We start from the raw sequence: 14,203 nt of genomic DNA, 5'->3' as shown, positions 1-14,203 counted from the left end.
AAGGCCTTCCGAATTATCGATGCCTGCCCTAGAAAAGCCCGTTCCGGCGGCAAAAGACTGTTCAAAACCATTGGCCAAAATTGGCGCTTGAAGCTGCATTCGGCTATAAGAACTGACTGATTCTGAACAAAGATCGTGATCGACATTGACTGAGCAAAGCACTCCCGGCGGCGGAAAAACTCCGCCAGGCATCGAGCCGATTTCCATCATAGAGGAAATGCAGCGGTCCTATCTCGATTACGCCATGAGCGTGATCGTTTCCCGCGCGCTGCCCGATGTGCGTGACGGCCTGAAACCCGTTCACCGCCGCATCCTCTACGGGATGAGCGAACTCGGCATCGATTGGAACAAGAAATACGTCAAATGCGCCCGCGTCACCGGTGACGTGATGGGTAAATACCATCCGCACGGCAACATGGCGATCTACGACGCGCTGGCGCGCATGGCGCAAGACTGGTCGCTCCGCCTGCCGCTGATCGACGGCCAGGGCAATTTCGGTTCGGTGGACGGCGATCCGCCGGCGGCCGAGCGCTATACCGAATGCCGGCTGCAGAAGGCGGCCCATTCGCTGCTCGATGACCTCGACAAGGAAACTGTCGATTTCCGCGACAATTACGACGGCACCTTGCAGGAGCCGGTCGTCGTTCCGGCGAAATTTCCGAACCTGCTCGTCAACGGCGCGGGCGGCATCGCCGTCGGCATGGCGACCAACATTCCGCCGCACAATCTGAGCGAAGTCATCAATGGCTGCATCGCGCTGATCGACGACCCGGCACTCGAACTGCCGGAACTGATGCAGATCATTCCAGGCCCCGACTTTCCGACCGGGGCGCTGATCCTCGGTCGCGCCGGCATTCGCCAGGCCTATGAGACGGGTCGCGGCTCGGTCATCATGCGCGGCCGCGCCCATGTCGAGCCGATGCGCGGCGATCGCGAGCAGATCATTATCACCGAGATTCCCTATCAGGTGAACAAGGCGACGATGATCGAGAAGATGGCCGAACTGGTGCGCGACAAGCGCATCGAGGGCATTTCCGATCTCCGCGACGAGTCGGACCGCCAGGGATATCGCGTCGTCATCGAGTTGAAGCGCGATGCCAATGCCGAGGTGATCCTCAACCAGCTCTATCGCTACACGCCGCTGCAGACCTCCTTCGGCTGCAACATGGTGGCGCTGAACGGCGGCAAGCCCGAGCAGCTGACGCTGCTCGACATGCTGCGCGCTTTCGTCTCCTTCCGCGAGGAGGTCGTTAGCCGGAGAACGAAGTTCCTGTTGCGCAAAGCCCGCGAGCGCGCGCATGTCTTGGTCGGCCTTGCCATCGCCGTGGCCAACATCGACGAGGTGATCAAGCTCATCCGCCACGCGCCGGATCCGCAGACCGCCCGCGAACAATTGATGGAGCGCCGCTGGCCGGCCCATGACGTCGATGCGCTGATCCGGCTGATCGACGATCCCCGCCACCGCATCAACGACGACGGCACCTACAACCTCTCGGAAGAGCAGGCCCGTGCGATTCTCGATCTGCGCCTGCAGCGCCTGACCGCACTTGGTCGCGACGAAATCGGCGACGAACTCAACAAGATAGGCGAGGAGATCCGCGACTATCTGGAAATCCTCTCTTCGCGGCTGCGCATCATGCAGATCGTCAAGGACGAGCTCGCGGCAGTCCGCGACGAGTTCGGCACACCGCGCCGCACCGAGATCGCCGATGGCGGTCCGGATATGGACGATGAGGATCTGATCGCCCGGGAGGACATGGTCGTCACCGTCTCCCACCTTGGCTACATCAAGCGCGTGCCGCTGACGACCTACCGGGCACAGCGCCGTGGCGGCAAGGGCCGCTCCGGCATGGCGACTCGCGACGAAGATTTCGTTACCCGGCTATTCGTCGCGAACACCCACACGCCGGTGCTGTTCTTCTCCTCGCGCGGCATCGTCTACAAGGAAAAGGTCTGGCGCTTGCCGATCGGCACGCCGCAGTCCCGCGGCAAGGCGCTGATCAACATGCTGCCGCTCGAACCCGGCGAACGAATCACGACGATCATGCCGCTGCCCGAGGACGAAACGACCTGGGAGAACCTGGACGTAATGTTCTCGACGACACGGGGCACCGTTCGCCGCAACAAACTTTCCGACTTCGTCCAGGTCAACCGCAACGGCAAGATCGCGATGAAGCTCGAGGAGGAGGGTGACGAGATCCTCTCCGTCGATACCTGCACGGAATTCGACGACGTGGTGCTGACGACGGCCTGCGGGCAATGCATTCGTTTCGCGGTCTCCGATGTCCGTGTCTTCGCAGGCCGCAACTCGATCGGCGTTCGCGGCATTTCGCTCGCCGACGGCGACCGGATCATCTCTATGGCGATCCTCGCTCACGTCGAAGCCGAGCCGTGGGAGCGGGCGGCCTATCTGAGACGGTCGGCGGCCGAACGCCGCGCCGCAACCGGCGAGGACGAGGAGATCGTGCTGGTCGGCGAGGAGGTCACCAATGGCGGCGAACTCTCCAACGAGCGCTACGAAGAACTGAAGGGGCGCGAGCAATTCGTATTGACGGTATCGGAAAGAGGCTTCGGCAAACGCTCCTCGTCCTACGACTTCCGCACCTCCGGCCGGGGCGGCAAGGGCATCCGTGCCACCGATACCTCCAAGACTGCGGAAATCGGCGAACTCGTTGCGGCCTTCCCGGTCCAGCACAACGACCAGATCATGCTGGTCTCCGACGGCGGACAGCTCATCCGCGTGCCGGTTGACGGCATCCGGCTGGCAAGCCGGGCGACCAAGGGCGTTACGATCTTTTCGACCGCCAAGGACGAGAAGGTTGTGTCAGTCGAACGGATCAGCGAGCCGGAAGGCGACGATGAGATCGAGGAGATCGTCACGGCCGGCGAGGCCATCGTCGCCGAGCCGCCGGCCAACGCCGACGAGTGAGCCTCTCTCGCTACACAGAAAAGAGCCCGCCATATGGCGGGCTCTTTGTCGTTGAGACATGGTCTGGACGACAGCGCGGCGTCAGTTCTTGAAGACGATGCAGGCGCCGCCGCTGCGGCGTATCGTCGTGCAGAGCTTGTCCGCCTCGCTTCGCGTCTGGCGGCCGATGCGGGCTGCATAACGCGTTCTGCCTCCGAAGCTGCCGTTGCGCTCGCGCATCAGGAGCGCCTTTTCGCCGTTGATCGGCGCCGGCAGTCTTTTGACGGCGTTCAGGAACAAGCGGTGCGCAATGGTTTTCCTCTGGTGGGCAGCGAGTTGAACGCCCCAGGGCGCCCAGGGAGCCTCGTCCACAACGACGATTTCCCGTAGCCGGCGGCTGTTGGCGAGCGCGACACAGCCGTCCAGGAAGCTCTTGTCCTTGTCGAGCGCGAGATCGAGCGATTTCGGCGGGTTGTCGCGCCAGTCCTCCACCGCGTGGGCGGTGATCGCCAGGACGTACTCGCGCGTCTCATAGGGCAGCCAGTCGATCTCGAGAAACCGTTCGAGGCCCGCCTCTCCGGCATTGTAGGCGGCGGCCGCGAAACCGAGATTGCCGTAGCGGAGCTTGAGTTCGCTCAAATATTCGGCGGATTTGGCGAGCGCAGCGACGGCGTCGAAACTGTTGGTGAGACCGCGCAGCTTCGCCGTTCCCGGCATGAATTGCGCAATGCCCTCGGCGCCTTTCGGGCTGACGGCGTCCGGCTGGAACAGGCTTTCGCGCCAGATCAGCCGAGCGAAAAACGGCGCCGGCAGGGCGTTCGCATCCGCAAAATGCTCGATGATGCTGCAGACGTCCCGCGCGAAGTTCTCACGGGTGATACAGAGCGGGATTGATGGATTTGCCGCAGAGACGCCGGAGTAAAGGCACTTTCGCGCGGTGACCGGCGCGTCGGTCCGAGCCTCGGTCACATCGGCCAAGGCGGCTGCGGACAGGTACAGCGCCAAGCCGGCCCCGGCAGCACGCGCCAGACGTCCCATTCGGTTACCCCAGATGTGGCACCGGCCCGCTCTGCTCGGTCTGACCATATGGCTCCTCGGCGATGAACGAGTGGCCATCAATAGCATTTTCGCCGAAGGCAAGAAACTGCTCAGACGCGCCAGACGACCTAGGGCAACTTTCTCATGGCGGCGGCAAAAAAAGAGGGCCGCAAGCGAACTTGGGCCCTGTCAGTTGTGAAGGTTTCATAACCTCCAGAGGGGAACAGCTGATGCGGCGGCCGGGGAGGAGGAAGCCGCCAGATGCACCAACTGAAAACTATATGGGGAGTGCCTTGCGGGCGTTCAATGGCACCGCCGCAGATTTTCGCAACTGATGGCTGTGCGAGTTTGCGAGCAAAAAAAGAGGGCCACAAGAAAACTTGGGCCCTTGTAGTTGTGAAGGTAATTAAAACCTCCAGAGGGGAACAGCTGCTGCGGTGGCACTGGGAGGAGAAGCCACCAAAAATGCATCAGCTGGGGTTGGTATGCTGTTTTTTTGGGCGAGGAGCAATCATTTAATATGCATGACAGCCATGCCGCCTGCGCATCCCTGCATACTTTTGCATCGCACAGTAATGCTTGCGTCGGACATCTCTTAGGTTGATTGGAAAAATTATAAGAGGAAACAAATAGTTGAAGGCGTAACGCGGCGACTGCCCAGAAACTGAGCAATCGCTCGGAGACTCAAAAGTTCCAGTTGCGCGCCTTGGCGACAATAAAGTCGCGGAAGACCTTCAGCTTCGCGGCGTTCTTCATTTCGTCCGGATAGCAGAAATAGGTATCGAAGGAGGGGATAGCCGCGCTGATCGGCAGCTGGATCAAGCCGGGATCCCGCCCGACGATATAGTCGGGGAGCATGGCAATGCCGATTCCGAGCAGGCAGGCACGCTTGATCGAGGTTTGACTGTTGATTTGCAGGTGCGAAACGCGCGGATTGTCCGGATCTCGGCCGGCAATCTCCAGCCAGTTCACGTCCAGCAGATAGTTTGGTGCCGGTTCGCCGAACGTGATGATCCGGTGGTTGTCGAGATCCTGGATCGACTGCGGCTCGCCGTTTTTGTTGATATAGGAGGGCGCGGCATAGATGTGCATATGCACCGTGAACAGCTTGCGCTGGATCAGGTCCGATTGCTGCGGCTGGCGCAAACGTATGGCGCAGTCGGCATGCCGCATGTTCACGTCGAGCTCTTCATTGTCGAGGATGAGCTGGACCTGGACGTCCGGGTAGAGGGCCATGAATTCCTGGACTTTGTCGGTCAGCCAGCCCTGGCCGAGGCCGACGGTCGTGGTGATGCGCAGCTTGCCGCTAGGCTTGTCGGTCGTTTCGCTGAGCTGCGCCTTGACGCTCTCGAGCTTCATCAGCACTTCGTGCGCCGTCCGGTAGAGCATCTCGCCCTGTTCGGTCAGAATCAGTCCGCGTGCGTGGCGGTGAAACAGCTTGATTCCGACATCCTGTTCGAGCGCGCTGACCTGCCGGCTGATGGCGGATTGCGAGAGGTGGAGTTTGTCTGCCGCATGCGTGAACGAGCCGGCCTCTGCCGCCGCATGAAATATGCGCAGTTTGTCCCAGTCTAGCGACATGAAATCCCCCATAAAGGACCGTTCGGAGGAACAGGGTAGAGTCCTCCGCGCGTCACCGATGCGTCTGTTCCCACACGGGGCCGGCCTCCCGACACTAGCCCCGTTTTGCAGCTTCTATTCGGCTGCAATTGCGACGGGCATATGACCCGCCAGATATTTCTCCGCCTCGAGTGCTGCCATGCAGCCCATGCCGGCGGCGGTGACGGCCTGACGATAGATGTCGTCGGTCACGTCCCCGGCAGCAAAGACCCCGGCCACATCGGTCGCAGTCGAGTCCGGCGCCGTCCAGAGATAGCCGTTGGGCTTCTGGCGCAGCTTGCCCTTGAAGAGTTCGACGGCCGGCGCATGGCCAATGGCCACGAAGACACCGTCCGTTGCTATATCCGAAATGGCCCCTGTCTTGGTGTTGCGGAGCTTCACGCCGTTGACCGAGGCGGGCATAGGCGGCTTTGCCGGCGTGCCGAGATACTCGACCACCTCATGGTCCCAGACGATCTTGACGTTCGGCTTGGCGAACAGGCGTTCCTGCAGGATCTTTTCGGCCCGGAAGGCGTCCCGGCGGTGGACGACGGTGACCGTCTTGGCCAGATTCGAGAGGTAAAGCGCCTCCTCGACAGCGGAGTTGCCGCCGCCGACGACGATCACGTCCTTGTTGCGATAGAAGAAGCCGTCGCAGGTGGCGCAGGCCGAAACGCCGAAGCCCATGAAAGTCGGTTCGGTCTCGATGCCGAGCCACTTCGCCTTGGCGCCGGTCGCGATGATCAGGGCATCGGTCGTCCATTCGGTGCCGCTGTCCGTTTTGATGCGGAACGGCCGCACGGAAAGATCGACATCGGTGACGATGTCGCTGACGATCTCCGCGCCGACATGCGTCGCCTGCTTCAGCATCTGTTCCATCATCCAGGGGCCCTGGACCGGATCGGCATAGCCCGGATAGTTCTCCACATCGGTGGTGATCATCAGCTGGCCGCCTTGCTCCATGCCGGCGATGAGAACTGGCGAAAGCATGGCGCGGGCCGTATAGATCGCTGCGGTGTAGCCGGCAGGGCCGGAGCCGATGATCAGCACTTTGGTGTGGCGGGCGGTCATGCTTTGGTCCTTAATTTGCCGGAGAGACGGCTGGTCGAAGTCAGGCTCGGGTTCGATGCTGGAAAATATCGCCTTAGTTTAGGTATTCACAGCGCGCTCTTTCAAGGCCACTGCTGCTGATACACACAAGTGCTTGCGTCCGCACCATGAATTTGACACCAGATCGGGCATTTTTGCATCGCTTTTGCCGAAACGCACACAATTCCATGTCCCGGCAACCGGCCAGATCGCACGGGCACCCTCGGCGGCAGAAAGGTTTTTGTGCACGCAGGGCGCAGCACTCTCGTTCAGGGATGCGGTTACGTGCTACCCACAGGCTAAGAAATATCGCCTCGGCGAGACCGGCTGCGGCGGACGACAGGAACCTCGTGCACCGGGGTCCATGGAAACGGGGATGTTGGCAAATGGTCCTACGCGTCGACCTCGATGCAATCGACATGAAAATCCTGCGCGAGTTGCAGGGCAATGGCCGCATGACGAATGTGGAACTGGCCGAGCGCGTGGGCATCTCGGCGCCGCCATGTCTGCGCCGCGTTCGCAAACTCGAGGAGGCCGGAGTCATCCGAGGCTACCGGGCGCTCCTGAATGCCTCCGCCCTCGGCTACGATCTCGTCGCCTTTTGCATGGTCGGGCTGAAGCACCAGTCGGACGCCAATCTCAAGGCCTTTGCCGCCCGCACCGCCTCATGGCCGCTCGTCCGCGAGGCCTGGATGGTCTCGGGTGAATCGGACTTTCTGCTTCAATGCGTGGCCGAAAACCTTGCGGCCTTTCAGGATTTCGTTATTGAGGAACTCACCGCAACCGACAACGTCGATACGGTACGCACGATGCTGACGATCCGCCAGGTGAAGGACGCCTGCCAGGTGGAGATCTAGCGAAGCGTCGCCGCAGCCAATTCGTCAGGGCGAGCTCGGCAGCAGAATCTCGATACATGAGCCTTTCGCGTCACGCAGGCGCCGGTCAGAAGATCCCCATGACGTCAAAGCTTCCGCTCTCCGCTTTCATCATCTGCTTGAACGAGGAGGCCTATCTCGGCAATTGCATCGAGAGCCTCGAGCAATGCGCCGAGATCGTCATTGTCGATTCAGGCTCGACCGACGGGACAGCCGCGCTGGTGCAATCCTATATCGACAAGGGCTGGCCTATCCGCTTCATGTACGAACCATGGCGAGGTTATGCCGGGCAGAAGCAATTCGCCCTGGAGCAGTGCGGCCAGTCCTGGTGCTTCAATATCGATGCGGACGAGCGGTTCGACGAAGCGTTGAAGGCTTTGTTGCCGTCGCTCCTGAACGCATCCGACGACATCGTCGGCTGGCGCGTGGCGCGACGGCCTTATCTGATCGGCTACGGCTATACCCCGGAAAAGGTGCACGAACGACGCAATCTTCGCCTGATCCGCCGCGGCCGCGGTCGCTACGACCTGGACCAGAAGGTGCATGAAGGGATCGTCCCGGACGGCCAGGTGGGCGCTGCCCGTTCCGGCAGCCTGCTGCATTATCGGCCGCTGATCCTCGACGAACAGATCCTCAAGGAGAACAAGTATTCAACGCTCAAGGCGGATCAGCAGTTTGCGGAGGGCAGGGTGGTGCGGCCCTACAAGATGCTGTTCGGCCCGCCGCTCTATTTCTACCGGCTCTATTTTCGCAACGGCCTGTGGCGCTGCGGCTTTCCAGGCTTCATCGAAGCGATGACCGGCGCGGTCTACGCGTTCCTGACCGCGGCCAAGATTTATCAGCGGCATGCCCTGAGAGCCCGGTCCAATGTCGACGACGCGCTTTCCCGCTAATCCCCCGGACAGGTGACCCATGAAAGTCATGCATATTCATTTCGGCAAGGAAGGCGGCGCGGAACGGTTCTTCGTGAATCTGGTCAACGCCCTGCATGACCGGGGCGTCGAGCAGCGCGTGCTGATCCGCCCGGGGCGCAGCTGGCGCGGCGAACTCGAAGGCAGCGCCAAGATCTACGAAGGTGTCTTCCGCCGGATTTCGGTGTCGCGGTTCTTCCTGCAGTGGCGGATGTCGCGCATTCTCCGCGAGTTCCGGCCAGATGTCATCATGGCCTGGCAGTTGCGCGCCAGCCGCTTCATGCCTTCCTACAAGAAGGCCTTCCGCATTGCGCGTCTCGGTGATTATCCGGAGCATCTCGGCTACTACACCAATGTCGAGACATTGGTCTGCATCACCCCGGACATCGCCGCCAAGGTGCGCGAATTCGGCTGGCGCCGCGATATCGAAGTGATCGCCAATTTCACGCGAGCAATGCCCGTCGCACCGATCTCCCGGTCTGAGTTGCGGACGCCCGCCGACGCCTTCGTCGTCGTCGGCATGGGGCGCTTCGTCAAGCGCAAGGGGTTCGACGGGCTGCTTCGCGCCGTCCAGAAGGTCGAGGGCGTGTATCTTTGGCTGCTCGGAGACGGGCCCGAACGGGACGAGCTGCAGCGGTTGACCGATACGCTCGGCATAGGCGAGCGCGTCCGTTTTCCCGGCTGGCAGACGAATGCCTATGGTTATCTCGCCGCGGGTGACGTCTTCGGGATCAATTCCTCGCACGAGCCTCTTGGCAATGTTTGCTTTGAGGGTTGGGGCGCCGGCAAGCCGACCATAGCCGCACGGGCCGAAGGGCCTTCCTGGGTGATGACCCATGAGCGCGATGCCTTGATGGTGGACTGCGGCGACGACGAGGGCCTTGCAAACGCGATCCGCAGGCTGCGCGATGATCCCGAGTTGCGCGAAAGACTAAGTGAGGGCGGCCGCGAGACGTTGCAGACGCGCTTTTCCGAGAAGGCGATCACCGACGCCTATCTCGAGCTCTTTGCAAGAGGTGCAGCGCAGCGATGAAGGTCATGCACTTTCACTTCGGCAAGGATGGCGGCGCCGAGCGATTTTTCGTCCACCTCGTCAACGCCCTGGCCGAACGCGGCGTCGAGCAGACAGCGGTCATCCGGCCACAGCGCCTGTGGCGTCCGGAGATCGAAGGCGCAGCGAGGATAACGGAAAGCCATTTCCGCAACCTTTCGCTGGATCGGCTGCTGCTGCCGCGCAGGGTGATGCAGATGGCGAGGCGCGACAGGCCGGACGCTCTGATGGCCTGGGCTCCGCGCGCCAGCCAACTGATGCCGGCCTACAGGGGCTGCATCAAGATTTCCCGGCTGGGCGACTATCCGCCACGCCTCGATTATTTCCGCAACACGGACTGCCTCGTCTGCAATACGCCGGGAATTGCCGAGCATGTCCGCTCGCTCGGGTGGAAGCGCGATGTCGAGATCATCTCGAACTTCACCAGCTCCGAACGGGTGCAGCCTGTCGGCCGGGCAGTGCTCGACACGCCGGAGGACGCGCCCGTCGTCATGTCGATGGGCCGTTTTGTGGAACGAAAGGGCTTTCATACGCTGATCGAAGCGATCGCCAAAGTGCCCGGCGCCTACCTCTGGCTGCTCGGCGACGGCGAGGAAGCGGACAACCTTCGGAAACTTGCCACGGATCTCGGCGTCATCCAGAAAGTCCGCTTCGCCGGCTGGCAGAAGGACACGAGACCGTTCCTGGCGGCAGCCGACATCTTCGTCATGGCTTCCAGCCACGAGCCGCTCGGCAACGTCATTCTGGAGGCCTGGGCGCAGGGAACGCCGGTTGTTTCGAGCCGATCGGAGGGGCCGCAATGGTTCATGCGCGACGGCGAGAATGGTCTGCTGGTCGACATCGGCGACGCCGACGGCTTCGCGCGCGCGATCGAGCGGATTGCCAACGACCGCAGTTTGGGTACCGCGCTCGCAGAACGAGGACACGAGACGCTGGTCGGTCGGTTCTCCAAGGAGGCGATCACCGACGCCTATCTGAGGCTGTTTACCTCGAAGCGGTGAGCTTCAGCGCATCAGGCCGTCGTAGACTGCACCGATCGCCCGAGCTTCGCCCTCGATGGCGAAATCCCTGGAACTCCGCGCCAGGCCGTTTGCGCCGGCAGCCGCAAGCCGCCCTGGATCGTCCATGAAGGCGGCGGCTCCATCGACCATCGCCTCGAGGTTCCCGGCCGGAATGATCAGTCCGGTCTCGTCCGGTCCTTCCGCAACCAATTCGGAAAAGGCGCCGACGTCGCTCGCCACGACCGGCACGCCGCTCGCCATCGCCTCGAGCGGCGTCAGACCGAAGCCTTCCCAGCGCTGCGGTGCGACAAAGAGGTCGAGCGCGCGGTACCAATCGGGAATGTTGGTGTGCTCGCCGACGAACAAAATACGGTCTGCGAGCCCTGCCTTGGCAACGCGCTCCTTCAATTCAGCCTCGAAGGCAAGGTGAGGGCCGGTGGCGCGCCCGGCGACGATCGCGCCCCATTCGGGGCGGCCGGGCAGAAGCGCGATCATGCTGTCGACGAAAAGATCGGTCCCCTTCTGATGGCGGACACGGCCGAAGCAGCCGACATATTTCCGCGACGGGTCGAGGCGAAGCGCTTTTTTCGCAGCCGCCTTGTCGACCGGCGGGTGGAAGCGTTTCGTGTCGATCCCGTGCAGGATTACCGTGCTCGGAACCTCCAGGTAGGCGGCTGTTTTGGCGCTTGTGGCGATCACCGCGTCCATCCGGCGGATCAGGAACTTGCTCCATCCGGTATGCCGCCGCTGCGAGGCGGAGGTGAAGACGATGCGGAGCTTCATCCGCAACAGGTCGCGCAGGAGGATTGCCGGTAGCATCTCGACATTCCGGCGCGCATGCCAAACGCGGAAGCGGCGGCCCGGCGGCTTCTGCCACAGGTGGATCAGGTCGCGATACCGGACCGACGGCAAACTCTTGGGGAGCCCGGGCCCGAGGATCGCGATCTTCTGTCCAAGATTGCGCTGCACGGGAACGAGCTGGATGATCGTCGAAGTGACGCCGGAGAGACGACGCTTGAGGTTGGGCGCAATAACCTCGATGTCCCGGATATTGGCCACGTGAGCGCTCTCCTTGCGCCGCTAGCAATCAGGTGTGGGGAAGAGGGGCCGAACGAATGCCACGCCCCGACCGAGATGGGCGAGACCCTGGTCATGCCCCGCCGCCTCTCTGTGTTTTGGCTGCTGGATTCGGGCGATCAGCCCCACTGAACGGCGAGGATTTCGTAGGCCTTGGAACCACCCGGGGCGTTCACTTCGATGGAATCGCCAACCTCCTTGCCGATCAATGCTCGGGCGATCGGAGAGGAGATAGAAATGCGGCCGGCCTTGACGTCGGCTTCCTGGTCGCCAACGATCTGATAGGTCTTTTCTTCCTCGGTGTCCTCGTCGACGAGTTTCACGCGCGCGCCGAATTTGATTTTCGAGCCCGACATTTTCGAAAGGTCGATGACCTCCGCCCGGGCGATGAGATCCTCGAGCTCGGAAACACGGCCCTCGTTATGGCTCTGCGCCTCCTTGGCGGCATGGTATTCGGCATTTTCCGACAGGTCCCCATGGGCACGCGCTTCGGCGATTGCCTCGATGATTCGCGGGCGTTCTTCCTGCTGGCGCCAGCGCAGCTCCTCCTGCAGATTGGCGAATCCACCCTGGGTCATCGGAACTTTGTCGACCATTTCATCGTCCTTTATCAAGCACGCGGCGCCGCCTCCCGGCGGCGCCGACGCAAAAGAAAACGGTCCCCGGAGCCGAAGCACCGGAACCGTCCGAAAACATCCGAACCGTTCTTATAACAGAAACGGAAGCGCGAAAGCCAGATTTTTCGCGACGGTCCGCGCCGGGGCCCAAGGCTCCGTCCAACCTCGAGATCTTCAAAAAATTGGCCATCCGTGCAAAAAGCCCCTTTACCTCAACAGCACTTGAGGTTGTATCAGTCCGGGTTCCATAAACAAGCGATCGGAACCCACGATGAGTCTACTCGAAGAGAGCCCAAGGACCTCCAGCGTGACGAAGCACAGGCCAGGCGAGGGACGCTGGAGCGAGTTGCTAAAGAGAGATCACTTTGCTGCAACTGTGACCCTGTGCCTTGGTGTCGCGCTGTTTGCATTCAATGAATTCTTTATTTCGACGGCGCTGCCTACGGCCGTCAAGGAATTCGGCGGGGCAGCCCTGTTGTCCTGGGCCTTCACGCTCTATCTCGTCTTCGCCATCATCGGCGGCGCCTTGACGGCCAACCAGAAAGCCAGGTTCGGCGCGCGCAATACGCTGATCGCTGCGGCGCTCGTCTTTGCCGCCGGCACGATTATCGCGACGCTCGCGACCGGCATGCCGCAAGTGCTCGCCGGCAGGTTGCTGCAGGGGCTGGGCGAGGGCATCATTGCCGGGGTTTGCTATGCGTTAATCCCTGAGCTTTTCCCGCCGCGCCTCGTTCCGAAGGTGTTCGGGGCGGAAGCGATCGTCTGGGCGTCGGCTGCCTTTGCCGGTCCGCTAATTTCCGGACTGCTCACGGAATACTGGTCGTGGCGCGCCGCTTTCTTCGTCAACATACCTGCCGTGGCCGTCTTCATAGCGCTCGTCATTGCAAGCGTCGGTCAGCCGAAGCGAGGCGCCGGCGCTGTCGGCGCGGTGCCCTTGCTGCGACTCTTCGCATTCGGCCTCGGCATTGTGCTGATCTCGCTCTCGAACACGGCAGGCAATGCCTATGGAACGGCGGCCCTGCTCGTGATCGCACTCTCCGTTTTCATCACCGCGATTCGATCCGACCGCCGGTCGCCACATTCCATTCTGCCGTCCTGCGCTTTCGCGAACCGAAGCGCGCTTGGCAGCGGTCTCTGGGTGATCCTGTTGATGCCGCTGGCCCAGGCGTCCGGCTCGGTTTATCTCGTCTATTCCCTGCAGCAGCTTTGGGATTTCCGACCGACTGCCGCCGGCTTTTCGAGCGCCTTGATGGCGATGTCCTGGAGCGTAACGGCAATTCTGGTCGCCAGCCTGCCATCGCACGCTGTTCGCGTTCGGCTGATGTGGACGGGGCCGCTGATCCTCTGCCTTGGTCTCATCGGACTGACACTCGCCGTCTGGAGCGACGAGCACCGACTTGTGTTCATCGGACAGGCGGCCATCGGCACGGGTTTCGGCATCAGTTGGGGAACGCTCAGCCAGTTTCTGATGGACATTTCGAGCAAAGAGGAACGCGACAAGACCTCGGCTCTGCTCCCGACGCTGCAATCGGCCGGTTATGCGATCGGTGCCGCACTTTTCGGCGTAACGGCCAATGCTTTCGGCTTCGATGAAGGGGCCAGCGATCATGTGCTGGCGTTGTCGCTGCTTGCCGTATTTGCACTGGCTTGCGTCATTGCCGTCGCATCAGTCTTCTTCGCCCTCAGGACGCTGCGCCTGGCGCGCCCGGGAGCCGCAGGCTGCAATTGAGAGTTTCGAGCCCAGCAGAGGGAACGGCACTCCGAGGGTGATGGCGGAGCACGTCCGGACTGCGTCTGCCCATCAAGGCAAACTGCTCGCGGCCGCGGCCTGCGGATGCCGAAACGGTCGCCAGCAGTTTGCCTTCACTCGATCGCACCTTCACTTGCAGTGATCCATAGTCGACGTCACGGCCGATCCTGTCGGCAATGCGCTGGGCATAATAAAGGGCCGACCCCTCGTCGAAATGGGCAATTCCCTCCTCATCGAGGAATTGTTCCTCGCCCCAGTGAAGATCGAAGAAATACAGCCGCACGTCG

Annotated in this window: 12 protein-coding genes; 6 read left to right on the top strand and 6 right to left on the bottom strand. The window is 61.8% G+C overall.

Going from position 1 to position 14,203, the window contains the following annotated elements; translation table 11 throughout:
- Window positions 1–145 precede the first annotated feature (145 nt).
- Window positions 146–2,929, top strand: coding sequence for a DNA gyrase subunit A (gene gyrA, locus ATC00_RS13645; protein ID WP_064253194.1), 2,784 nt, complete (start codon window positions 146–148; stop codon window positions 2,927–2,929).
- Between the two features lie 81 nt (window positions 2,930–3,010).
- Here the strand turns inward: gyrA and ATC00_RS13640 are convergent, their stop codons facing one another.
- From ATC00_RS13640 to trxB, 3 genes are all read right to left on the bottom strand, one after another.
- Window positions 3,011–3,946 (bottom strand): transglycosylase SLT domain-containing protein, encoded by a 936-nt coding sequence (locus ATC00_RS13640; RefSeq protein WP_082912321.1) that lies wholly within the window; start codon window positions 3,944–3,946, stop codon window positions 3,011–3,013.
- Window positions 3,947–4,630: 684 nt separating this feature from the next.
- Window positions 4,631–5,527 carry a LysR family transcriptional regulator VtlR gene (locus ATC00_RS13635; protein WP_064253233.1) on the bottom strand — a complete coding sequence of 299 codons (897 nt, stop codon included), beginning with the start codon at window positions 5,525–5,527 and terminating at the stop codon, window positions 4,631–4,633.
- Window positions 5,528–5,641: 114 nt separating this feature from the next.
- The gene (gene trxB, locus ATC00_RS13630) at window positions 5,642–6,616 is read right to left on the bottom strand and encodes a thioredoxin-disulfide reductase (protein ID WP_037383446.1); all 975 of its coding nucleotides are present in this window, start codon (window positions 6,614–6,616) and stop codon (window positions 5,642–5,644) included.
- Between the two features lie 404 nt (window positions 6,617–7,020).
- Between trxB and ATC00_RS13625 the strand changes: the two genes are divergently transcribed.
- From ATC00_RS13625 to ATC00_RS13610, 4 genes are all read left to right on the top strand, one after another.
- On the top strand, window positions 7,021–7,491 hold the full coding sequence (locus ATC00_RS13625) for an Lrp/AsnC family transcriptional regulator (protein WP_012708105.1): 471 nt from the start codon (window positions 7,021–7,023) through the stop codon (window positions 7,489–7,491).
- A gap of 98 nt (window positions 7,492–7,589) precedes the next feature.
- Window positions 7,590–8,402 carry a glycosyltransferase family 2 protein gene (locus ATC00_RS13620; RefSeq protein ID WP_064253232.1) on the top strand — a complete coding sequence of 271 codons (813 nt, stop codon included), beginning with the start codon at window positions 7,590–7,592 and terminating at the stop codon, window positions 8,400–8,402.
- 19 nt (window positions 8,403–8,421) lie between these two features.
- Entirely contained in the window at window positions 8,422–9,453 is a 1,032-nt protein-coding gene (locus ATC00_RS13615) for a glycosyltransferase (RefSeq protein WP_064253192.1), read from the top strand.
- Complete coding sequence (locus tag ATC00_RS13610; protein ID WP_037383439.1) at window positions 9,450–10,472, top strand: glycosyltransferase; 1,023 nt, start codon at window positions 9,450–9,452, stop codon at window positions 10,470–10,472. Before ATC00_RS13615 ends, ATC00_RS13610 begins: the two co-directional genes overlap by 4 nt.
- A 3-nt stretch (window positions 10,473–10,475) precedes the next feature.
- Here ATC00_RS13610 and ATC00_RS13605 read toward each other — a convergent pair whose 3' ends face one another.
- Both ATC00_RS13605 and greA read right to left on the bottom strand, forming a co-directional pair.
- A complete protein-coding gene (locus tag ATC00_RS13605; protein WP_064253191.1) occupies window positions 10,476–11,531 on the bottom strand; it encodes a glycosyltransferase family 4 protein in 1,056 nt (351 codons plus the stop codon).
- A gap of 137 nt (window positions 11,532–11,668) precedes the next feature.
- Window positions 11,669–12,145 (bottom strand): transcription elongation factor GreA, encoded by a 477-nt coding sequence (greA, locus tag ATC00_RS13600; RefSeq protein ID WP_014764680.1) that lies wholly within the window; start codon window positions 12,143–12,145, stop codon window positions 11,669–11,671.
- 292 nt (window positions 12,146–12,437) lie between these two features.
- Here greA and ATC00_RS13595 point away from each other — a divergent pair, with 292 nt between their 5' ends.
- Window positions 12,438–13,895, top strand: coding sequence for an MFS transporter (locus ATC00_RS13595; protein ID WP_064253190.1), 1,458 nt, complete (start codon window positions 12,438–12,440; stop codon window positions 13,893–13,895).
- Here ATC00_RS13595 and ATC00_RS13590 read toward each other — a convergent pair.
- On the bottom strand, window positions 13,849–14,199 hold the full coding sequence (locus ATC00_RS13590) for a DUF6894 family protein (RefSeq protein WP_037383430.1): 351 nt from the start codon (window positions 14,197–14,199) through the stop codon (window positions 13,849–13,851). The two genes, ATC00_RS13595 and ATC00_RS13590, sit on opposite strands and share 47 nt — an antisense overlap.
- Between the last annotated feature and the right edge of the window lie 4 nt (window positions 14,200–14,203).

The organism is Sinorhizobium americanum (genome assembly GCF_001651855.1).
GTDB classification, from domain to species: Bacteria; Pseudomonadota; Alphaproteobacteria; order Rhizobiales; family Rhizobiaceae; genus Sinorhizobium; species Sinorhizobium americanum.
Note: the sequence above shows the minus strand (reverse complement) of the source record. Positions and strands in the feature narration are given on the sequence as shown.